Origin of the sequence: Sphingomonas sp. PP-CE-3A-406, from assembly GCF_003688625.1 — a bacterium.
Taxonomy (GTDB): domain Bacteria; phylum Pseudomonadota; class Alphaproteobacteria; order Sphingomonadales; family Sphingomonadaceae; genus Sphingomonas.
The window spans coordinates 827,112-844,747 of the sequence record NZ_RCWY01000003.1 but is presented as its reverse complement, the minus strand read 5'-3'; the positions used below and the strand labels follow the sequence as shown (position 1 = coordinate 844,747).

15 protein-coding genes and 1 tRNA gene are annotated in these 17,636 nt (G+C 66.6%); 7 read left to right on the top strand and 9 right to left on the bottom strand.

Annotated elements, in window-relative coordinates; all coding sequences use genetic code 11:
• The gene (locus tag C8J44_RS15775; RefSeq protein ID WP_121905232.1) at positions 1–600 is read right to left on the bottom strand and encodes an AbiV family abortive infection protein; all 600 of its coding nucleotides are present in this window, start codon (positions 598–600) and stop codon (positions 1–3) included.
• Between the two features lie 245 nt (positions 601–845).
• Here C8J44_RS15775 and C8J44_RS18525 point away from each other — a divergent pair, with 245 nt between their 5' ends.
• Positions 846–1,013, top strand: a complete 168-nt coding sequence (locus C8J44_RS18525; protein ID WP_183128805.1) for a hypothetical protein — start codon at positions 846–848, stop codon at positions 1,011–1,013.
• 595 nt (positions 1,014–1,608) lie between these two features.
• Here the strand turns inward: C8J44_RS18525 and C8J44_RS15765 are convergent.
• The 3 genes from C8J44_RS15765 to cpdR form a co-directional block, all read right to left on the bottom strand.
• On the bottom strand, positions 1,609–1,851 hold the full coding sequence (locus tag C8J44_RS15765) for a hypothetical protein (RefSeq protein WP_121885528.1): 243 nt from the start codon (positions 1,849–1,851) through the stop codon (positions 1,609–1,611).
• 217 nt (positions 1,852–2,068) lie between these two features.
• Positions 2,069–2,143, bottom strand: a tRNA-Val gene (locus C8J44_RS15760).
• A gap of 44 nt (positions 2,144–2,187) precedes the next feature.
• Positions 2,188–2,565, bottom strand: a complete 378-nt coding sequence (gene cpdR / locus C8J44_RS15755; RefSeq protein WP_056055250.1) for a cell cycle two-component system response regulator CpdR — start codon at positions 2,563–2,565, stop codon at positions 2,188–2,190.
• Positions 2,566–2,675: 110 nt separating this feature from the next.
• On the opposite strand from cpdR, the gene C8J44_RS15750 reads away from it, so the two are divergent.
• Entirely contained in the window at positions 2,676–3,536 is an 861-nt protein-coding gene (locus tag C8J44_RS15750) for an N-formylglutamate amidohydrolase (RefSeq protein ID WP_121905231.1), read from the top strand.
• A gap of 5 nt (positions 3,537–3,541) precedes the next feature.
• On the opposite strand, the gene C8J44_RS15745 is transcribed toward C8J44_RS15750, so the two are convergent.
• The 3 genes from C8J44_RS15745 to C8J44_RS15735 form a co-directional block, all read right to left on the bottom strand.
• Positions 3,542–6,727: a TRCF domain-containing protein gene (locus C8J44_RS15745; RefSeq protein ID WP_310886170.1), complete on the bottom strand. Its 3,186-nt coding sequence runs from the start codon at positions 6,725–6,727 to the stop codon at positions 3,542–3,544.
• 147 nt (positions 6,728–6,874) lie between these two features.
• Positions 6,875–7,831, bottom strand: coding sequence for a Gfo/Idh/MocA family protein (locus C8J44_RS15740; protein WP_121905230.1), 957 nt, complete (start codon positions 7,829–7,831; stop codon positions 6,875–6,877).
• Between the two features lie 496 nt (positions 7,832–8,327).
• Positions 8,328–9,041 carry a FadR/GntR family transcriptional regulator gene (locus tag C8J44_RS15735; protein ID WP_121905229.1) on the bottom strand — a complete coding sequence of 238 codons (714 nt, stop codon included), beginning with the start codon at positions 9,039–9,041 and terminating at the stop codon, positions 8,328–8,330.
• A gap of 141 nt (positions 9,042–9,182) precedes the next feature.
• Here C8J44_RS15735 and C8J44_RS15730 point away from each other — a divergent pair, with 141 nt between their 5' ends.
• Complete coding sequence (locus tag C8J44_RS15730; RefSeq protein WP_121905228.1) at positions 9,183–10,046, top strand: 2-dehydro-3-deoxygalactonokinase; 864 nt, start codon at positions 9,183–9,185, stop codon at positions 10,044–10,046.
• Positions 10,043–10,678: a 2-dehydro-3-deoxy-6-phosphogalactonate aldolase gene (locus tag C8J44_RS15725; protein ID WP_121905227.1), complete on the top strand. Its 636-nt coding sequence runs from the start codon at positions 10,043–10,045 to the stop codon at positions 10,676–10,678. The genes C8J44_RS15730 and C8J44_RS15725 overlap by 4 nt, the downstream gene beginning before the upstream one ends.
• Before the next feature lie 206 nt (positions 10,679–10,884).
• On the opposite strand, the gene C8J44_RS15720 is transcribed toward C8J44_RS15725, so the two are convergent.
• Entirely contained in the window at positions 10,885–12,012 is a 1,128-nt protein-coding gene (locus tag C8J44_RS15720; protein ID WP_121905226.1) for a glycosyl hydrolase 53 family protein, read from the bottom strand.
• Complete coding sequence (galA, locus tag C8J44_RS15715) at positions 12,012–14,513, bottom strand: beta-galactosidase GalA (RefSeq protein ID WP_220683123.1); 2,502 nt, start codon at positions 14,511–14,513, stop codon at positions 12,012–12,014. The genes C8J44_RS15720 and galA overlap by 1 nt, the downstream gene beginning before the upstream one ends.
• Before the next feature lie 120 nt (positions 14,514–14,633).
• Between galA and C8J44_RS15710 the strand changes: the two genes are divergently transcribed.
• Genes C8J44_RS15710 through C8J44_RS15700 form a run of 3 tightly spaced genes read left to right on the top strand, consistent with a single transcriptional unit; the run spans position 14,634 to position 17,625 of the window.
• Positions 14,634–15,755 carry an 8-amino-7-oxononanoate synthase gene (locus tag C8J44_RS15710; protein ID WP_056055231.1) on the top strand — a complete coding sequence of 374 codons (1,122 nt, stop codon included), beginning with the start codon at positions 14,634–14,636 and terminating at the stop codon, positions 15,753–15,755.
• Positions 15,752–16,369, top strand: coding sequence for a dethiobiotin synthase (gene bioD, locus C8J44_RS15705; protein WP_056055229.1), 618 nt, complete (start codon positions 15,752–15,754; stop codon positions 16,367–16,369). Before C8J44_RS15710 ends, bioD begins: the two co-directional genes overlap by 4 nt.
• Positions 16,366–17,625: an adenosylmethionine--8-amino-7-oxononanoate transaminase gene (locus C8J44_RS15700; protein WP_056055227.1), complete on the top strand. Its 1,260-nt coding sequence runs from the start codon at positions 16,366–16,368 to the stop codon at positions 17,623–17,625. The genes bioD and C8J44_RS15700 overlap by 4 nt, the downstream gene beginning before the upstream one ends.
• Positions 17,626–17,636: the final 11 nt, after the last annotated feature.

Here is a 17,636-nt window from a genome sequence, read left to right as displayed (position 1 = left end):
TCAGTATTTATCTCGGTCGGCTAGAATTTGATCCTTTAACGATGGGAGATGTTCGAAGAACACTCCGCCAAGCTGCAATGACAAATCATCCTGCACCAACGGCAGGCACGCCAACGTCATCTGGGTTAATCCATGCACGAACTCAGCATCGATCTGATCACGCGCGTGCGTCGCGATCGTTACGCCATCTTCGTAGAGCCCAACCTGTTTTGACCGGTCGAGTTCGACAGCGGCGATGCGTTCGAAAAACCGTCGTTCATCGGAGTCGATGAATGCGGTTGCCAGTTCGATCATGCCCTCTTGGTTGCTTACTTCACCTAAGATCATCCGTTTATACGAAGGCAGCATGTTACCGGCGATCAACACGCACGCGACCGCCCACTGTTTTTGCAGATGGGCTGATCGTTTCTGGCTAGAGGTCTTAACCCCGAGCTGGCTCCATCTTAGCTGAATGACCTTTCCAAGCTCCTCAAGTGCGATGACGTTTAAAACGAATGCGCTCGGAAAGCTGCTAGCCTTAACCAGATGAGTGGCATCGTCGGTCAAGCGCCCAAAGTTTTCCATGATCGGAATAAGGAGTTGGACGTCTTCGTCAGTCACCGTCAGTCCCCAAAATGTCAAAACGCAGCGAAGGTTACCTCCTCCGCCGCAGGCTTCCCTAGGCCGCGAAAATACAGCGTTCTCGACGTGCTACAGCGGCGATGTACCCCGACGATACCCCTGCAGGGCGGCGCGGATGCGATACATTCATAATGGGTGCAAAAAACGATCTCGGACCCGCGTCTTTTTAGCAATTTGATCGTGGCTACGACACTACAAATTCGGCGCGAACGATGGAACCTGCTGTGCCCCACAATATCAATTACGAGCTGCTGACAGAGATTGAGCTAGCTGTCGCATCGCGCGCAAAAACCGCTGGCGAGCGGCGACGCCATCTAGATCAAGCGGCAGTTTATGCGACGCTCGGCGAGAAGTACCGCGACGAACGTGCGCTCTTGGTTCTTGCCGAATAGGTGTTCGTGCGGCGGAGATCCCCTCCGCCGCAGCGTACATCACTCAACTACAACTATGCCCCTCGGAGGCTGCGGATTCGTGATATCTCCGTATGGATTGCCGCTGTAGTCATGGGGATCAAAAGCATCGGGCTGGTATTCACGGCAATACGGCGCGCCTTGATCCGCCCAACATTCGTTGAAGGACTCGTACCCGCCTTATTCCGGCCCTGAACAGTTGCGGTTAATGCGGTTGCACAGTCCGGTATTTCCGGATGTTTGCGCAAGGAGGATTTGCGGTGCAGAAAGCATTCCTGCAACCGTTAATGCTTGTAATATCAGCCTCATGTCTACAACCTCCGTCGTTCGACCGTCGGAAGACGGTACTTCCGGGCTAGGGAGGGCAGGATCACACGCCTTGTCGAGCTTATTGGCCCGACTGGGGTATTTCTGGGACAATTGTGCCATACTAAACCATTAACCCGTGGATTTCCGCAAGGCGCGGACGGGCTTCGGAGCGTATGGTGGACAGTTTCATTATCGGCTGACGGCGGAGTTTCCAGATGGCCTTGATGCCGCCGGTCGGCGGGCGGTCACCGAAGCGATGTGCTCGGAACTAAAAACCATCGGCATGATGTACGTAGCAGCGATCCATGCGCCTGATCACCATAATGATCGCCGCAATGGTCATCTGCACATCGCTTGTCATGACCGACCGGCCAAGACGATTGGGGACCGATGGGACTTCGAGATCGCGGAGCCCGTTGCGGGACAGCATGACCGGATCCGCTATTCCATGGCGTCCATCCTCAGGCGTCGAGGCGTCGACAAGGATCAACTCGCAGTCGCCCTGGACCATCAGGCGCTCAATACGACAACCGAGCGCTATGCGACGCTCGACCCTGAAGACCCCCGCTACCTAGAGAGCGTCCGCGCAATGCTGGAGGAGTTGATTGCCGACTTGCTGCAGAAAGCGACGGTTCCGCTTCACGCAAAACGCACGCAAGTCGTCAACACAAGTGGCGGCTCTAAAAAACAAAAACCCCGCCATCCCAACTGGAATGGCGGGGTTTTAATGGTGGGCGTGGCAAGGATTGAACTTGCGACCCCTGCGATGTCAACACAGTGCTCTACCACTGAGCTACACGCCCGCCGGACGGCTCCACTAGCCGCGGTTATCGCGGCGTGCAAGCGTTCAATGCATGCCCGTCGCATTATCCATCTCGAACAGCCGATCGACCTCGGCGACGAGGTCGCGCAGATGGAACGGCTTCGACAGGACGCGGGCGTTCGGCATCGCCCGCCCGGCCTTCAGCGTGACCGCCGCGAAGCCGGTGATGAACATCACCCGCAGGTCCGCGCACATCTCCCCTGCCTTCTGCGCAAGCTCGATCCCGTCCATCTCGGGCATGACGATATCGGTCAGCAACAGGTCGAACGTCTCGGTTTCGAGCAGCGGGATCGCCGCGGTGCCACGGTCGACCGCCGTCACGGCATAGCCCGACCGTTCGAGCGCACGCGTCAGATATTCGCGCATGACCTGATCGTCTTCGGCCAGCAGGATTCGCAACATCGATCTAAAGTCCCGTTTTCGCACAGCATCGTTGCAGTCGACCTAGCCGCAAAGCGGTTAAGATTTCCAGATCGATTGCCCGCATCGCGCGGTCGCCCTAGCGTGGATCGATGCCATCCGCCCCGTTTACCTCGCTGCCATTCGAACGCTTCGGCACGACGCCCCCGTCGAGCCCGGTGGTGATCTCCGTGCCGCATGCGGGCCGCGACTATCCGCTTGCGCTGAAAACGGCGTTGCGCGTGCCCTTGTCCGGCCTGCTACCGCTGGAAGATCGGCTCGTCGATGCGGTGGCCAAGGCGGCACGCACGCATCAGACCACGATCGTCCAACTGCGCGCGCGCGCGTGGATCGATCTGAACCGCAGCGAAGACGAACGCGATCCGCTGATCGACGAGGGGGCGACGACGACTCCGCTGGCGCAGCAATCCGCCAAGCTGCGCAGCGGCCTCGGCCTCGTCCCCCGCAGGACATCGGCTGCCGGCGATCTCTGGGCGCGGCGGTTTACCGATGCCGAGATCACCACGCGGATCGTCGAGGATCATCGCCCGTATCACGACGCGGTCGGCGCCGCGCTCCAGGCGGCGCGCGCACGGTTCGGGATCGCTGTGCTGCTCGACGTGCATTCGATGCCGCCACTCGCGCCCGGCGGTCCCCGCATCGTGATCGGCGACCGCTTCGGCCATGCGGCGGACGGCCGGTTCGTCGAGGTCGTCGAAGCGGCCTGCGTCGCGCACGGCTTTTCGGTCGCGCGCAACGCACCCTATGCAGGCGGACATATCCTCGAACGGCACGCCGCGCCCGGCACCGGCATCCACGCGATCCAGCTCGAGCTCGACCGCACGCTGTATCTCGATCGCAAGCATCATGCGCCGGGCGCCGGTTTCGCGCGCGTCGTCGACCTCGTCCGCGTCATGCTGGACGCGCTGGCGGAGGAAGCCCGCCTCACGCCGCTGGCCGCCGCCGCGGAGTAACCGGGTCAGTCGGTCATCGCGCCCAGCAGATCGGCGATCTTCGCGCCGCGCTCGACCGGATTGGGAATCGTCTCGCGCGCGATCCACCGTCCGGTCTTCTCGACCAGCTCCACCAGCGGTTTCGCCGCGTGTCGATCATGCGGGGTGAACGCGATCGCCGCTGGCCCCGCATCGATCCGCTGGATACCAGCCTGCCGCGCGAGCATCCGAATCCTGGCGACGTGCAGCAGGCGCTGCGCCGGATCGGGCATCGCGCCGAAGCGGTCGTCGAGTTCCGCCTCGAACCGATCGAGCGTCGCCACGTCGGAGATCCGCGCGAGCCGCCCGTACAGCGCCAGCCGGACCTCCTCCTCAGGGATCCAGTCCTCGGGCAGGCTGCCGCCCAACTCGAGATGCAGCTCAGGCACCCAGTCGTCGATCGGCTCCCCGCCGTCCTGGTCGATCCGCGCCTGCTGCAACGCCCGCGCGAACAGATGCTGGTACAGGTCGATGCCGATCAGCTTCATGTGTCCGGCCTGCGCCTCGCCGACCAGATCGCCCGCGCCGCGCAGATCGAGATCGCGCGCGCTGATCGCGAACCCCGCGCCCAACCGGTCGAACGCCTGGAGCGTGCTCAGCCGCTTCAACGTCGCCGGTGCGATCGTGGCGTCGCCATCGGTCAACAGCATTACCTGGCCACGCCGCCCGCCGCGACCGACCCGCCCGCGCAACTGGTGAAGCTGCGACAGGCCGAACCGGTCGGCGTGATGGACGATCATCGTGTTCGCCCTCGGTACATCGAGACCCGCCTCGATGATGTTGGTGGCGAGCAGCACGTCGCCGTCGCCCGCGGCAAACGCGACCATCGCCTCGTCGATCTCGGCCGCGGGCATCTTGCCATGCGCCTGGACCAGTCCGAGTTCGGGCACGAGCTTGGCGAGCCTGGCGGCGAGCGGCGCCATGTCCTCGATCCGGGGCACCACGACGAAGCTCTGCCCGCCCCGCGCGCGTTCGCGCCGCAACGCCGCGCGGACGACGCTGTCGTCGAAGCTGGAGACCGCGGTGCGGATCGGCTGGCGGCGTGCGGGCGGTGTCGCGATGATCGACAGGCCCTGCAGACCGACCATCGCCGATTGCAGCGTGCGCGGGATCGGCGTCGCGCTCAGCGTCAGGACATGCCCGGCGCCCAGGTCGTGGAGCTTGGCCTTGTCTGCGGTCCCGAACCGCTGTTCCTCGTCGATCACCACCAGCGCGAGATCGCGGTAGGTCACGCCCTTGCCGGCGATCGCGCCGGTCCCGATCACGACGCCGATCGATCCGTCGGCGAGGCCTGTACGGACGCGCGCCTTGTCCGCGCTGCTCGACAGCCGCGAGAGGCCCGCGACGACGATCCCGGTGCCCTCGAACCGCTTGGTGAACGTCTCGATATGCTGGCGGACCAGCACCGTCGTCGGTGCGGCGATAGCGACCTGCCGCCCGGCGAGCGCGACGGCGGCGGCCGCACGCAAGGCGACTTCGGTCTTGCCGTAGCCGACATCGCCGATCACCAGCCGGTCCATCGGCTTGCCGCTCGCCAGATCGGACAGCGTCGTCGCGATCGCGCGCGCCTGGTCGGGCGTCTCGGTAAAGGCGAACCCGGCCGCGAAGCGCTCATAGGCCGCCCGGTCGGGCTCGATCGGGTCGGTCGTGCGGGCATCGCGCTCGGCCGCCAGCTTGGCCAGATCGCGCGCGCTCTCGGCGATCGTCGCGTCGATCGCCCCGCGGCGCTTCTGCCACGACGCGCCATCGAGCGTATCCAGCGTCACCGCGTCCTCGTCGGCACCATAACGCCAGATCCGGTCGGCCTCCGCGACCGGCACGAGCCGCCGCCCGCCCTTGGCATATTCGAGGACGATCGCGTCGCCGCCCGTATCCAAGCCGGCCGTATCGGGAAGCGCCTGCAAGCCGCGGACGATCCCGATCCCGAACGTCTCGTGGACGACGACGTCGCCGCACCGCAGCTCGCTCGACAGGATCGATTGCGCGATCCGACCGTCGGAAATCTCATGGCTGCCGGCCCGCCCGCCGAGCAGATCGGCGGCCGCGACGACGGTAATCCCGCCGACGACGAACCCACGATCGATCGGCGCGTCGAGCAGCAGCGCCTGTCCCGGCTTGGTGGCGAGTACACCGGCCCAATCGTCGACCGGATCGAACCCGGTCTTCGCGGCGCGCTCCAGCCGAGGCCGCAGGAACCGCAGATCGCGCGACGACCCGGCGATCACCAGCCACCCGTCGGCGAGCACATCCTTGGCAAACCGGGCAAAGGCGCGGGTCGGATCGCGGCGTTCGATGAAGCGCGGCGGCAGATCGTCGGAGATCTGAAACGCGGTCGTCTCGCGCTCCGCCATCGCCGCAGCCCAGGCCTTGTCGAGGACCAGTTCGGCAGCCGCCTTGCGCCGCGGCAGACCATCGGCGGCGACCGCGAGAAAGCGCTCACGACGTCGTCCGGCATCGGGATCGAGCGCAACCGCCGCGCCGGGCAGGTGCGCGAGGATCGTCTCGCCCTGTTCGACGGCGGGCTCGGTCGCACGACCGATCTCGATCGCGTCCAAATCGCCCTGGCTCAATTGCGAGACGGGATCGTAACGGCGCAGCGACGTGATCCTGCCATCGGCGAACTCCAAGCGGACGGGCAAATCGCGATCGACCGGGAAGATGTCGACGACACCGCCGCGCACCGCGATCTCACCGGGTTCGTCGACGCGATCGTCGATGACATAGCCGATCTCCGCGGTGGTCGCGGCGAACGCATCGAGATCAATCGTATCGCCGGGCGCGAGCCTCGGCGGGACGACGTCGAACATCGCAGGCGCCGGATAGCGCACCGCGCTGGCCTCCGCGGTCGTTACCAGCAGGATCGATGCGCGCCCCGCTTCGACGCCTGCGCGCAACCGCCGCAACGCCGCCACGCGCAGACCGACATTGGCCGGCGATGCGGGAGCGTCGTCGCCGGGCAGCGCATCGCTCGACGGCAGATGGATCACCAGCGCGGCAGGCGAAAGCGCAGCGACGATCGCGGCGATCTCGGTCGCGCGCCGATCGTCGGACGCGATGTAGACGAGGTTAGCGTCCGCCAGTCGCTCGGCGATCGCGGTCGCCAGTGGCGCCACCGCGATCGCCTCCATCGCGATGCCGTATTCCTGCTCGACCTGCGGACTGACCTGAAGCACCGATACGCATCCTTATCCTCGGCCCTTGCCGGGCTCGCATAAGGACAGAACGTGAGGCCTATCGGCGCGTTCCTGACTGCTTATCGTCGATCAAGGCATTTGTATCCTGCGTTACTTGGGCGCGCAAAATCGATCCTTCGCGCGGAATTACCAGGCGAACGCGGGAACGATCGTGCGGCGGCCGACCAGGAAGGCATCCGCGACGAGCCGCAACGGCGTGACGTCGACCGCGCTCGACCGCGCCCGCACCAAATCGGCGAACTTGCCGTATAACCGCGCATATTCGGCATCGGGCGCTTCGCTGACCTGCCCATCCACCTCCAGCACCGATCCGCCCATCCGCAACGTGAGCCGACCGCCATCGGTGTCGACGACGATGTCCCATTGCTGCGGTCCTTCGTGAAGGAAATCGAATGCAGCGGTTACCGGCACGCGCGCCCCCACCAGCCCGTCGCACGACAGGCGCAGGTCGGCGGCGAGCGGCGACATCCGCCCCTCGGGCACGTGCATCTCGGCATCGTCGACCGTCCAGCCGCCGGGCAGGATCTCGGTCGCGATCGACAGCGCGTTGATCCCCGGATCGAACACGCCGAACCCGCCGGCCTCCAGGATCCAGTCCTGGCCGGGGTGCCAGCGACGAATATCTTCACGCCAGTCGATCGTAACGCGCTCGACCCGCCGCCCTTCGAGCCATTGGCGCGCCGGCGCGACGCCCGCCGCCTCGCGCGAGTGCCAGGTCGCGAACAGCGTCCGGCCCGCGGCGACCGCATGCGCCTCGATCCGGGCGACCTCCGACAGCGTGGCGGCGGGCGGCTTTTCCATCATCACGTCGAGCCCGGCATCGATCGCCGCCATCGCGATCTCGGCGCGACCCACCGGCGGCGTGCACAGCGACACCGCATCGAGGTTATGCCCCGCCGCCACCAGTTCGGCGATATCGTGATAGTTCGGGACCCCGTCGACGACCGCGTTGCGACTGACCGCAGCGACCAGTTCGAATCGGGGATCCTGCGCGATCGCCGGCAGATGCTGGTCGCGAGCGATCTTGCCGATCCCGACGATGGCGAGGCGGATCGGCTTTAGGGACGACAGGTCAGCAGCCATGCAGGAATCCTCTAAGATTTGTCTTACTTTTCATAGGGGGCAGGAGGGCGGCGATCAACGGTAACCCGCATCACTCCGTCTTGCGAAACGTCACGACTGGCGAAACGCTTTCACCAAGGTTTTCGCCAGGACGGGCCGACATGCAGCGTGCTGGGCGCGCCGTCCTAACACTTTGTCACCTCGAACTGGCTCGACGCGTATTCCCGTCAAACCTGTAACCGTCATTCCCGCGGAGGCGGGAACCCATACTGGCAAGCCTCGCGATAGCATCGCGACCGTTTGAGCTTATGGATCCCCGCCTCCGCGGGGATGACGGAGCATGGCATGTCGCAGAGGTATACCTGTCGACGAGTTCCGGGGTCCGTTCCATACGCCAAATCTCATGGATTTCGCAGCACCGCGACTGCCGGGTTCAGCCTCTCCCAAGCAAACCCGAATGGTCCGGCATGGCAAAGAAAAAGCGGAGTTGGCGGTTAAAACCGAACGTCGATACGCCTCAGTCCTCGCCGATCAGCACCAGCACGTCGCCGATGATCCGCGTCATCGCCACCCTCGCCGCACCCGCATCGCGCGCGATGATCGCGTCCGCCACCGCGGCATGGTCGGCGATGTTCGCCGACCGCCCCTTGATCCGGTTGGTGAAGCGGATCGAAGTACGTAGCGCGGTCGACACCACCGACTGGAACTGCGCGTAGAACGGGTTCTTCGATGCGCGCAGGATCGCGACATGGAACGCGATATCGGCCTCCAGCGGATCGGTCAGCCCCGCTTCGCCGGCCTCCATCTGCGTCAGCCCGCCGCGGATCGCCTGCAGGTCCGCCGTGTCGCCAAACCGCGCCGCCAGCGCCGCCGCCTCGGGTTCGATCGCCACGCGCAGCTGATTGAAGTGCCGCAACAACTCGACCGAGAATTTGCGCTCGAGTGTCCAGCGCAGCACGTCGGTATCGAACAGGTTCCAGGCGCTGGCCGGCTGCACCACCGTGCCCTGACGCGGCCGAGCGCTCACCAGACCCTTGGCGGTCAGCATCTTGACCGCCTCGCGCGTGACAGAGCGACTGACCCCGTGCGTCTTGGCGATCTCCGCCTCGGTCGGGAACGGCCGCGTTTCGTAGCGCCCGGTCACGATCGCCCGCCCCAGCGTATCGAGCATGCCGTGGGTGAGGTTGCGACCCGCGACGGCGGCGGGCGGAAATGTCTCGCTGTCTGTCATGTCGGTAGCCATCGCCCGGGTTCTGACGCAACATGCCCCTGCTGTCACGTTTCCAGGCTCCTTACTGGACTTGCTCCTATTATCGTATAAATATCTGGCCAGATGCGATCGCAAGATCGGGCTAGAATCGAGAGCGTGACCATGAGCCCATTTATCGCCGTCGACTGGGGCACGACCAACCGCCGTGCATTCCGGATCGAGAACGGCAGCGTGGTGGCGACCGAACGCGACGATCGCGGCGCGGCGACCGTCGCTACCGACGAGTATGACGCGGAGGTCGCGGGCATTCGCGACCGGCTCGGCGACCTGCCGATGCTGCTCGCCGGGATGGTCGGATCGAACATCGGCTGGCGCAGCGTACCCTATGTCGCCGCGCCCGCGGGCCTGCCGCAGATCGCCGCCGCACTCGACCGAATCGACGCGCGCACCGCGATCGTGCCGGGCCTGTCGTACCGTGACGGCCTGCATGCCGACGTCATGCGCGGCGAGGAGGTTCAATTGCTCGGCGCGGTCGCCGCCGGGCTCGTCCCACCCGACGCGCTGCTGTGCCAGCCGGGCACGCACTGCAAATGGGCGACCGTCGAAGCCGGCGCGATCGTCCGGTTCACCACCGCGATGACCGGCGAGATGTTCGCGCTGCTCCGCGCGCACGGTGTCCTCTCGCGCCAGTTGGGCCACCCGGTCGCGTCGGGGGCGGCGTTTCTCGACGGCGTCGCGGAAGGCGCGAAACGCGATCTCGCCGCCAGCCTGTTCGCGATCCGCGCGCGCGGCGTGCTCGGGATCGCCGACGACGCACACGCCGCCTCGTTCGCGAGCGGACTGCTGATCGGCGCGGATACCGCCGCGCGGATCGAGCCGGGCGCGACCGTCCATATCCTCGCCGATCCCGCGCTCGGCGCGCTGTATGCCAGCGCGATCGATGCGCTCGGCGGCACCGCACACCATATAGATAGTCAGGCCGCATTCGTAGCTGGCATCACTCGCATCCAGGACCTTGCCGCATGACCGACCACCGCCAGGCCTTCGACGCCGCCTTCGCCAAATGCCCGCTGATCGCGATTCTGCGCGGGGTGAAGCCCGACGAGGTCGAGGCTATCGGCGAGGCACTGGTCGCGGCCGGGTTCACGATCCTCGAAGTGCCGATGAACTCACCCGATCCGCTCGACAGCATCGCCCGGCTGGCGCGTAAGCTCGAGGGTCGCGCGGTGGTCGGTGCCGGCACCGTGCTGCGCGTGGAAGACGTCGAAGCCGTCGGCGCGGCGGGCGGAACGCTGATCATCGCCCCCAACGCGAACCTGCGCGTGATCGCCGCGGCGGCCGAGCGCGGCTATGTCGCGCTGCCAGGCATCGCCACGCCGACCGAGGCGTTCGCCGCGCTCGACGCAGGCGCCGCCGCGCTCAAGCTGTTCCCCGCCGAAGCCGCCAGCCCGACCGTCCTGAAGGCGATGCGCGCGGTACTGCCGAAGGATACGCGCGTGCTGCCAGTCGGCGGAATCGTGCCGGAAGGCATGGCGGCCTGGACTCAGGCGGGCGCAGCCGGGTTCGGGCTCGGTTCCGCCCTGTACGCCCCAGGAATGACCGCAGCCGATGTCGGCGCCCGCGCAGCCGCCTTCATCTCAGCGTTGAAGGCCGAGTAACGCGCCTTCCGCCTTCCGCCCCCGCCCCCGTTCGTGCCGAGTAGGGACCGAGTAGCCCTGCAAAAGGCGTATCGAGGGCGCGTATCGAGGTACAGGTTCCGCGCGCCAACCTGTCCTTCGATACGCCGTCTCGATGCGCTCCCTACGGCGCTACTCGACGGCTACTCGGGACGAACGGAAAAAGGATAACCCTGCAGAGGGTAACGCTACTTACCCCGCCTCACATACCGCCGCCCCAGAAAATCGAACGCGGGCAGCGCCTCGTGCCGCTTCAGCCCGAACCACGCCGCGTTCTCCCAGTTGGACCCCGTCCCCCAGCGCGTCTTGCACCCGGTCGAGACCCAGCCCGGCTCCCAATACACCACGCCGATCCCGCCCGCATCGACCACCGCCTGCGTCAGGTCGACGAGATAGTCGCGCTGCCCGATCGGCGTCGCGGGATAGCCCGGCAGCAGCGAATCCGCACCCAGCAGGTCGGGTGACGCGTCCTCGCCGACCGGACTGAACGGATAGGCGGTCTCGACGACGATCACGTCCGCCTTGTACCGCGCCTTCACCGCCGCGATCGTCGCGCCCAGTTCGGCGGGCGTACGCGTCGACCATTTGCGGTAATAGCTGATCCCGATCACGTCGAAATCGCGCACGCCCGCCTTCGCCGCCGCGTCGAACCACGCCGCGACATGCTCGGGCTGCGCGATGTGGAGCATGATCCGCGGGTTGATCGTCGCAACCTTTCCCGCGTCGCGCACCGCCTTGATCCCGGCGTTGAGCAACGTCGCGTTGCGCGTCCAGTCGATCTTGCGATCCTTCAGATTGCCGTTCGGCAACGGCCCCATGACTTCAGGATTGGTCTCGTTGCCGACCTGCACCATCTCCGGCATCAAGCCCTGCGCATCGAGCGTGCCCAACACGTCGCGCGTGTACGCATACAGCGCCTTGGCCTGCGCCGCGGTGTCGAGCTTCGCCCAGGCGGCGGGCGCGATCTGCTTCTCGCCGTCCGCCCAATCGTCCGAATAATGGAAATCGAGCAGTACCTGCATCCCCGCCGTCTTCGCGCGCCGGATCGTCTTCGTCACATCGGCAAGATCGCTGTATTTCGTCCACTTCGCGTCGTTCCAGATGCGGACGCGGACGATGTTGCCGCCCTTCCCCTTCATCAGGACGAACGGATCGACCGGCTTGCCGTTCGCGCGATAGACCGTGCCGCACGCCTCCATCTCGTTGACGTAGGACAGGTCGGCACCGAGATAGAGCCCGCTGGCCGGCTTGGGCGCAAGCGGCTGCGCGGTCGCAGTCGAGGCGAACAGCGCGAGGCCGAGAGCGATACGACGCATCAACGGTCTCCCGCGGGCATCGCCATGATCCGCAACGAAGCGGGCTTTATCCCCTCGCCGCTCACCCGCACCGCAAACGGCCCCGGCTGCTCGCCGACCCGGACGATCGCCTGCGCGAGCCCGTGAAACGCGCGGCGCTGCGTCGCGACGTCGGGCTCCAGGCTGGTCGGATTGCCGTTGCCGACCCCGATCACCGCCGCGCCGCCGCTCGTCTCGAACCGCAGCAGCGTATCCGCATCGGGCACCGGCCGGCCGCGCGCATCGACGATCTCGGCCTTGAGCATGACGACATCGTTGCCGTCCGCCTTCGCCACGCGCCGATCCGCGGTCAGCCGCACCGCTGTCGCCGCCCCCGCAGTCTCCCGCACCGAAGACGCCACGCGCCGCCCCTTGTTAAAGCCACGTGCCTCGAGTCTGCCCGGCGCGTAAGGCACGCTCCACGCGAGATGCCCGTTGCGCGGCATCGGTTTCCGCCCGAGCGACCGCCCATTGAGCAGCAGCTCGACCGCGTCGCAATTGCCGTGCGCCCAGACCTCGATCGGCTGGCCCTCGCGGCCGGGCCCCATCTTTTCCGGCCACGTCCAATGCGGCAACAGATGGACCTGCGGCAGATCCGGTCGCCACCACGCGCGATAATAGTGAAAATTGTCCTTCGGGAAGCCGCACGTGTCGAGCACGCCGAAATAGCTCGATATGCTCGGAAACTGCGCGAACGGCGTCGGCTCGCCGCGATAATCGAATCCGGTCCAGATGAACCCACCCGCGATATACGGCCGCGTCGCCGCCACCGACCACCAGCCCTCTGCGGTCGACGCCCACCACGGATGCTCGGTATCGTACGCGCGCACCACATGCGCCGCCGCGTCGTTGAAATACGCCCCCCTCGTGCTGACGGTGCTGCCGGTCTCGGTGCCCATCGTCGGCACGTCGGGAAAGCGCTGGTGGAACGCCTCGATCTTGTCGGTGCGATAGTTGAAGCCGACCACGTCGACGACCTTCGCCGCACCGCTGTCCCAGCTATTGTCGAACGCAAACGTCGTCGGCCGGGTCGGATCGAGCTTCCGCACCGCCGCCTGCATCTCGGACGTAACCCGCGCGCCCTTCGCCGAGCCCTGTTGCGGCTCCTCGTTGCCGAGCGACCAGGCGATCACGCTCGGCCGGTTGCGATCGCGGCGGACGATCCGGTCGAGCTGCGCCATCGCCTCGTCGTCGCTGCTGTTGAGCCGCGCCTCGACGATCATCATCATGCCCGCCGCGTCGCACACATCGAGCAGCGCGGACGCCGGCGGGTTGTGCGCGCTCCGCCACGCGTTCGAACCCATGTCCTTCAGTTGCGCGACGCGCCACGCATGCAGCGCATCGGGGATGCCGGTGCCGACCCCCGCATGATCCTGATGATTGCAGCTGCCGAGCAACTTGACCGGCATGCCGTTGAGCAGGAACCCACGCGCACCGTCGAAATGGATCGTGCGGATACCGAAGTGCGTGTCGTACCGGTCGACCACCCGCCCGCCGATGACGATCTCGGCTTCGACGGTATAGAGCTTAGGCGTCTCGACCGACCACAGCACCGGCGTCGCGACGTGCGCCTGCTGGTCGAGCACGCGCCGTTCGCCAGCCGGCAGCGTAAAGCCGGTTTCGGGCAAGTCCGCGACCGGGCGGCGATCCGGGCCGACGATCCGCTGGCGCACCACGCCCTCGACCGCCGCATCGCCGCTGTTGAGGATTTCGGTCGCGGTCGACACCTGCGCGCCGTCCGACCGCACCTCGGCGCGGACCACGGTCCCCCATTGCGGGACATGGACCGGATCGGCGCGGACCAGGTCGACGTGGCGATAGATCCCCGCGCCCTCGTAGAACCAGCCCTCGCCCAGCGTCGCGTCGACACGGACGGTCACGACGTTGCGGCCGCCGTCGTAATCGAGGAAATCATCGATCTCGACGCGGAACGGCGCATAGCCGCTCTCGTTGCGCCCGACGATATGGCCGTTCACAAAGACGAGGCAGTCGCGGAACACGCCGTCGAATTCGAGCCATAGCCGACGTCCGCGATCCGCAGCGGTGACTGCGATCGGGCAGCGATACCAGCCGATGCTGTTGGCGGGGAAATTGCGGCCGATCGCCTTGAACCCGTGCGCGGCGACGGCGTCCTCGGTATCCTTCGACGCCGGCGTTGCAGGCGGTGCGAACGGGAGCGCCACCGCCCAGTCGTGCGGCACGCGCACCTGTTGCCACGCGCCGTCGTCGAACGCCGGCAGCGCCGCATCCGCGGTCGCCGCGCCCGCCTTGGCGAAGGTCCGCTGATTGCGTCCGAAGCCGAAATCGCGGTCGAGATCCGCCGCATGGCCGAGATGGAAACGCCAGACGTCGAGCCGCTCCGTCGATCGTGGCGAGCGCGGTACAGGCGCTTGCGCCGCCGCACCCGCGAATGCTGGCGTGGCGGCAACGGTGAGCGCAGCGGCGCTCTGGCCGAGCACCGCACGGCGAGTAGGATGTGGCAATCAGTCTCTCCCGGTTTTATTTATCGGATAAACTACGTCAGGCGATTGCGCGAGCGTGATTTGCGCCGACGTGCGCATCGCGGGATCGTCTTCGGCCGACGTTGCGACTAGGGCGACACGATGATGTTCGCGGACCACGTCAGAGACCTTGCCAACCTCGCCGCAGCGGATCGTCGCCGAACGCTCGCCCCCCGCCGCGGCATCGATTTCGCCTCGAACGACTATCTCGGTCTCGCCGGATCGGACCGGCTGCGGGCATCGATGATCGAGGCCCTGTCGCGCGGCGTACCCGTCGGCTCGGGTGGGTCGCGGTTGCTGCGCGGCAATGCGCCCGAGCATGAGGCGCTGGAGGCGGACGCCGCGCGGTTCTTCGGGACCGAGGCTGCACTGTTCTTCGCGAGCGGCTATGTCGCCAACACGATCCTGTTCGCGACGCTCCCGCAGCGCGGCGACCTGATCGTCCACGATGCGCTGATCCACGCCAGCGCGCACGAAGGCATGCGTCTCACGCGAGCGACCTGCGTCGCCGCTGCGCATAACGATGCCGATGCGTTCGAGGATGCGATCGCCGCGTGGCGCGCGTCGGGCGGCACAGGTCGCGTGTGGATAGCGGTCGAGAGCCTCTACAGCATGGACGGCGACCAAGCCCCGCTCGCAGCGCTCGCCAAGATCGCGGATCGGCACAACGCCGTCCTGCTGATCGATGAAGCGCACGCAACAGGCGTGTTCGGCACCGACGGCCGCGGACTGGCCGAAGCGCTCGACGGCCGAGAGAACGTCATCACCTTGAGGACTTGCGGCAAGGCGCTGGGGTGCGAGGGTGCCCTGTTGTGCGGGCCCGCTGTGATGCGCGAGTTCATCGTCAATCGCGGCCGCGGGTTCATCTTCTCGACCGCACCGTCGCCGCTGATGGCACTGGCGGTCGGCGAGGCACTGCGGATCGTCGCAGACGAACCGGCGCGCCGGGAGAGGCTCTGGACGTTGATCGCCACGGCGGAGCGCGTGCTCGCACCCTACGGCGTCGCGGCGACGGGATCGCAGATCCTGCCGCTGGTGCTGGGCGATGCCGCGCGGACGATGCGCGTCGCCGGCGCGATTCAGGCGGCCGGGTTCGACGTGCGCGGGATCCGGCCGCCGACAGTGCCCGAGGGCGGATCGCGGTTGCGGATTTCGTTGACGCTCAACGCCACGGTCGCGGATATCGAGGCTTTGGCCGAGGTCATGGAAGAGGCATTGCAATGACGATCGTCGTTACCGGAACGGACACCGATATCGGCAAGACCGTGTTCGCCGCCGGGCTCACCGCCGCACTCGGCGCACGCTACTGGAAGCCCGTGCAGGCCGGGCTCGCCGATGGCAGCGATGCAGCCTCGGTCGTAACGCTCGGCGTCCCCGCGGACCGGGTCCTGCCGGAAGCATACCGGCTGACGACGCCATGCTCGCCGCATCTCGCCGCCGAGATCGACCGCGTGACGATAGATCCGGACCGGCTTGCGCTACCCCAGGTCGATGGTCCGCTGGTGGTCGAAGGCGCGGGCGGCGTGATGGTCCCCGTCACACGCGAGTTGATCTTCGCAGACCTGTTCGCGCGGTGGAACACGCCGGTCGTGCTAGTCGCGCGCACCGGGCTCGGCACGATCAACCACAGCCTGCTCTCGATCGAGGCACTGCGCAGCCGCGCTGTCCCCATCCTCGGCATCGCCTTCGTCGGCGATGCGGTCGAGGATAGCGAGGCGACGATCGCCACGCTCGGCAAAGTCCGTCGGCTGGGCCGCCTGCCCCGCCTCGATCCGCTGAACGCCGCCACCCTGGCCGAAGCGTTCGCAGCGAACTTCGACCTGGAAGCGTTCCGATGATCGACTCCCCCGTCTGGCATCCCTTCACGCAGCACGGCCTGCGCGAGCCGATCCCGCTCGTCACGCATGCCGAGGGCGCCGCGCTCTACACGTCGGACGGACGGCGGATCGTCGATGCGATCTCGTCCTGGTGGGTCACCACGCATGGCCACGCCAACCCGAAGATCATGGCGGCGATCGCCGAACAGGCGGGCAAGCTCGACCAGATCATCTTCGCCGGCTGGACGCACCAGCCTGCCGAAGACCTTGCACGCGGCCTGACCGCGATCATGCCGCCGGACCTTACGCGAGTCTTCTTCTCGGACTCAGGCTCGACCAGCGTCGAGTGCGCGCTGAAGATGGCGCTCGGCTATTGGCTCGATCGCGGCGAGGATCGCCACCGCATCCTCGTGCTCGAACACGGCTATCACGGCGACACGATCGGCGCGATGTCGGTCGGCGCGCGCGGCGTCTACAACCGTGCCTACGCGCCGCTGCTGTTCGACGTCGGCACGATCCCCTTCCCCGCCGCCGGATGCGCGCAAGCAACGCTCGACGCGCTGGAGAAAGCCTGCGCCGCACACCCCGCCGCGTTCATCGTCGAGCCAATGCTACTCGGCGCCGGCGGAATGCACATCTATCCCGCGCACATCCTCGCCGAGATGCGGAGGATCTGCGCGCGCCACGACGTGCTGTTCATCGCCGACGAGGTGATGACCGGCTGGGGCCGCACCGGCACCTTGCTCGCGTGCGAGCAGGCGGGCGTGGTGCCCGACATCCTCTGCCTGTCAAAAGGGCTGACGGGCGGCGCGATCCCGCTCGCGGTGACGATGGCGACCGAGGCGATCTACCAGGCGCATTACGGCACAGACCGCGCGCGGATGTTCTTCCACTCGTCAAGCTACACCGCCAACCCGATCGCCTGCGCCGCCGCCAATGCGAACCTCGCGATCTGGCGCGACGAACCGGTGCGCGAGCGGATCGCCGACCTCGGCACACGCCAGGCCTCGCGCCTGGAAACCCTCGCTCGCCACCCCCGCATCGCCAACGCGCGCCAGATCGGCACCATCACCGCGGTCGAACTCCGCGGCGAGGACGGCTATCTGTCGCAGATCGGCCCGCGCCTGCTCGCGTTCTTCGGAGACCGCGACCTGCTGCTCCGCCCGCTCGGCAACACCGTCTACGTCATGCCGCCCTATTGCATCGACGATTCCGATCTCGACCGAATCTACGCGGCGATCGCCGAAGCATGCGACACGATCAGGCAAGACTCCTGACGCTATTGCTG

Excerpts from the sequence above, each read along its gene's own strand:
- C8J44_RS15720 (WP_121905226.1), bottom strand. The coding sequence starts at position 12,012 with ATGCGTCGTATCGCTCTCGGCCTCGCGCTGTTCGCCTCGACTGCGACC.
- C8J44_RS15710 (WP_056055231.1), top strand. The coding sequence starts at position 14,634 with ATGATGTTCGCGGACCACGTCAGAGACCTTGCCAACCTCGCCGCAGCG.
- cpdR (WP_056055250.1), bottom strand. The coding sequence starts at position 2,565 with ATGTTGCGAATCCTGCTGGCCGAAGACGATCAGGTCATGCGCGAATAT.
- C8J44_RS15730 (WP_121905228.1), top strand. The coding sequence starts at position 9,183 with ATGAGCCCATTTATCGCCGTCGACTGGGGCACGACCAACCGCCGTGCA.
- C8J44_RS15750 (WP_121905231.1), top strand. The coding sequence starts at position 2,676 with ATGCCATCCGCCCCGTTTACCTCGCTGCCATTCGAACGCTTCGGCACG.
- C8J44_RS15740 (WP_121905230.1), bottom strand. The coding sequence starts at position 7,831 with ATGGCTGCTGACCTGTCGTCCCTAAAGCCGATCCGCCTCGCCATCGTC.
- C8J44_RS15700 (WP_056055227.1), top strand. The coding sequence starts at position 16,366 with ATGATCGACTCCCCCGTCTGGCATCCCTTCACGCAGCACGGCCTGCGC.
- C8J44_RS15765 (WP_121885528.1), bottom strand. The coding sequence starts at position 1,851 with ATGGTCCAGGGCGACTGCGAGTTGATCCTTGTCGACGCCTCGACGCCT.
- bioD (WP_056055229.1), top strand. The coding sequence starts at position 15,752 with ATGACGATCGTCGTTACCGGAACGGACACCGATATCGGCAAGACCGTG.
- C8J44_RS15725 (WP_121905227.1), top strand. The coding sequence starts at position 10,043 with ATGACCGACCACCGCCAGGCCTTCGACGCCGCCTTCGCCAAATGCCCG.
- C8J44_RS15735 (WP_121905229.1), bottom strand. The coding sequence starts at position 9,041 with ATGACAGACAGCGAGACATTTCCGCCCGCCGCCGTCGCGGGTCGCAAC.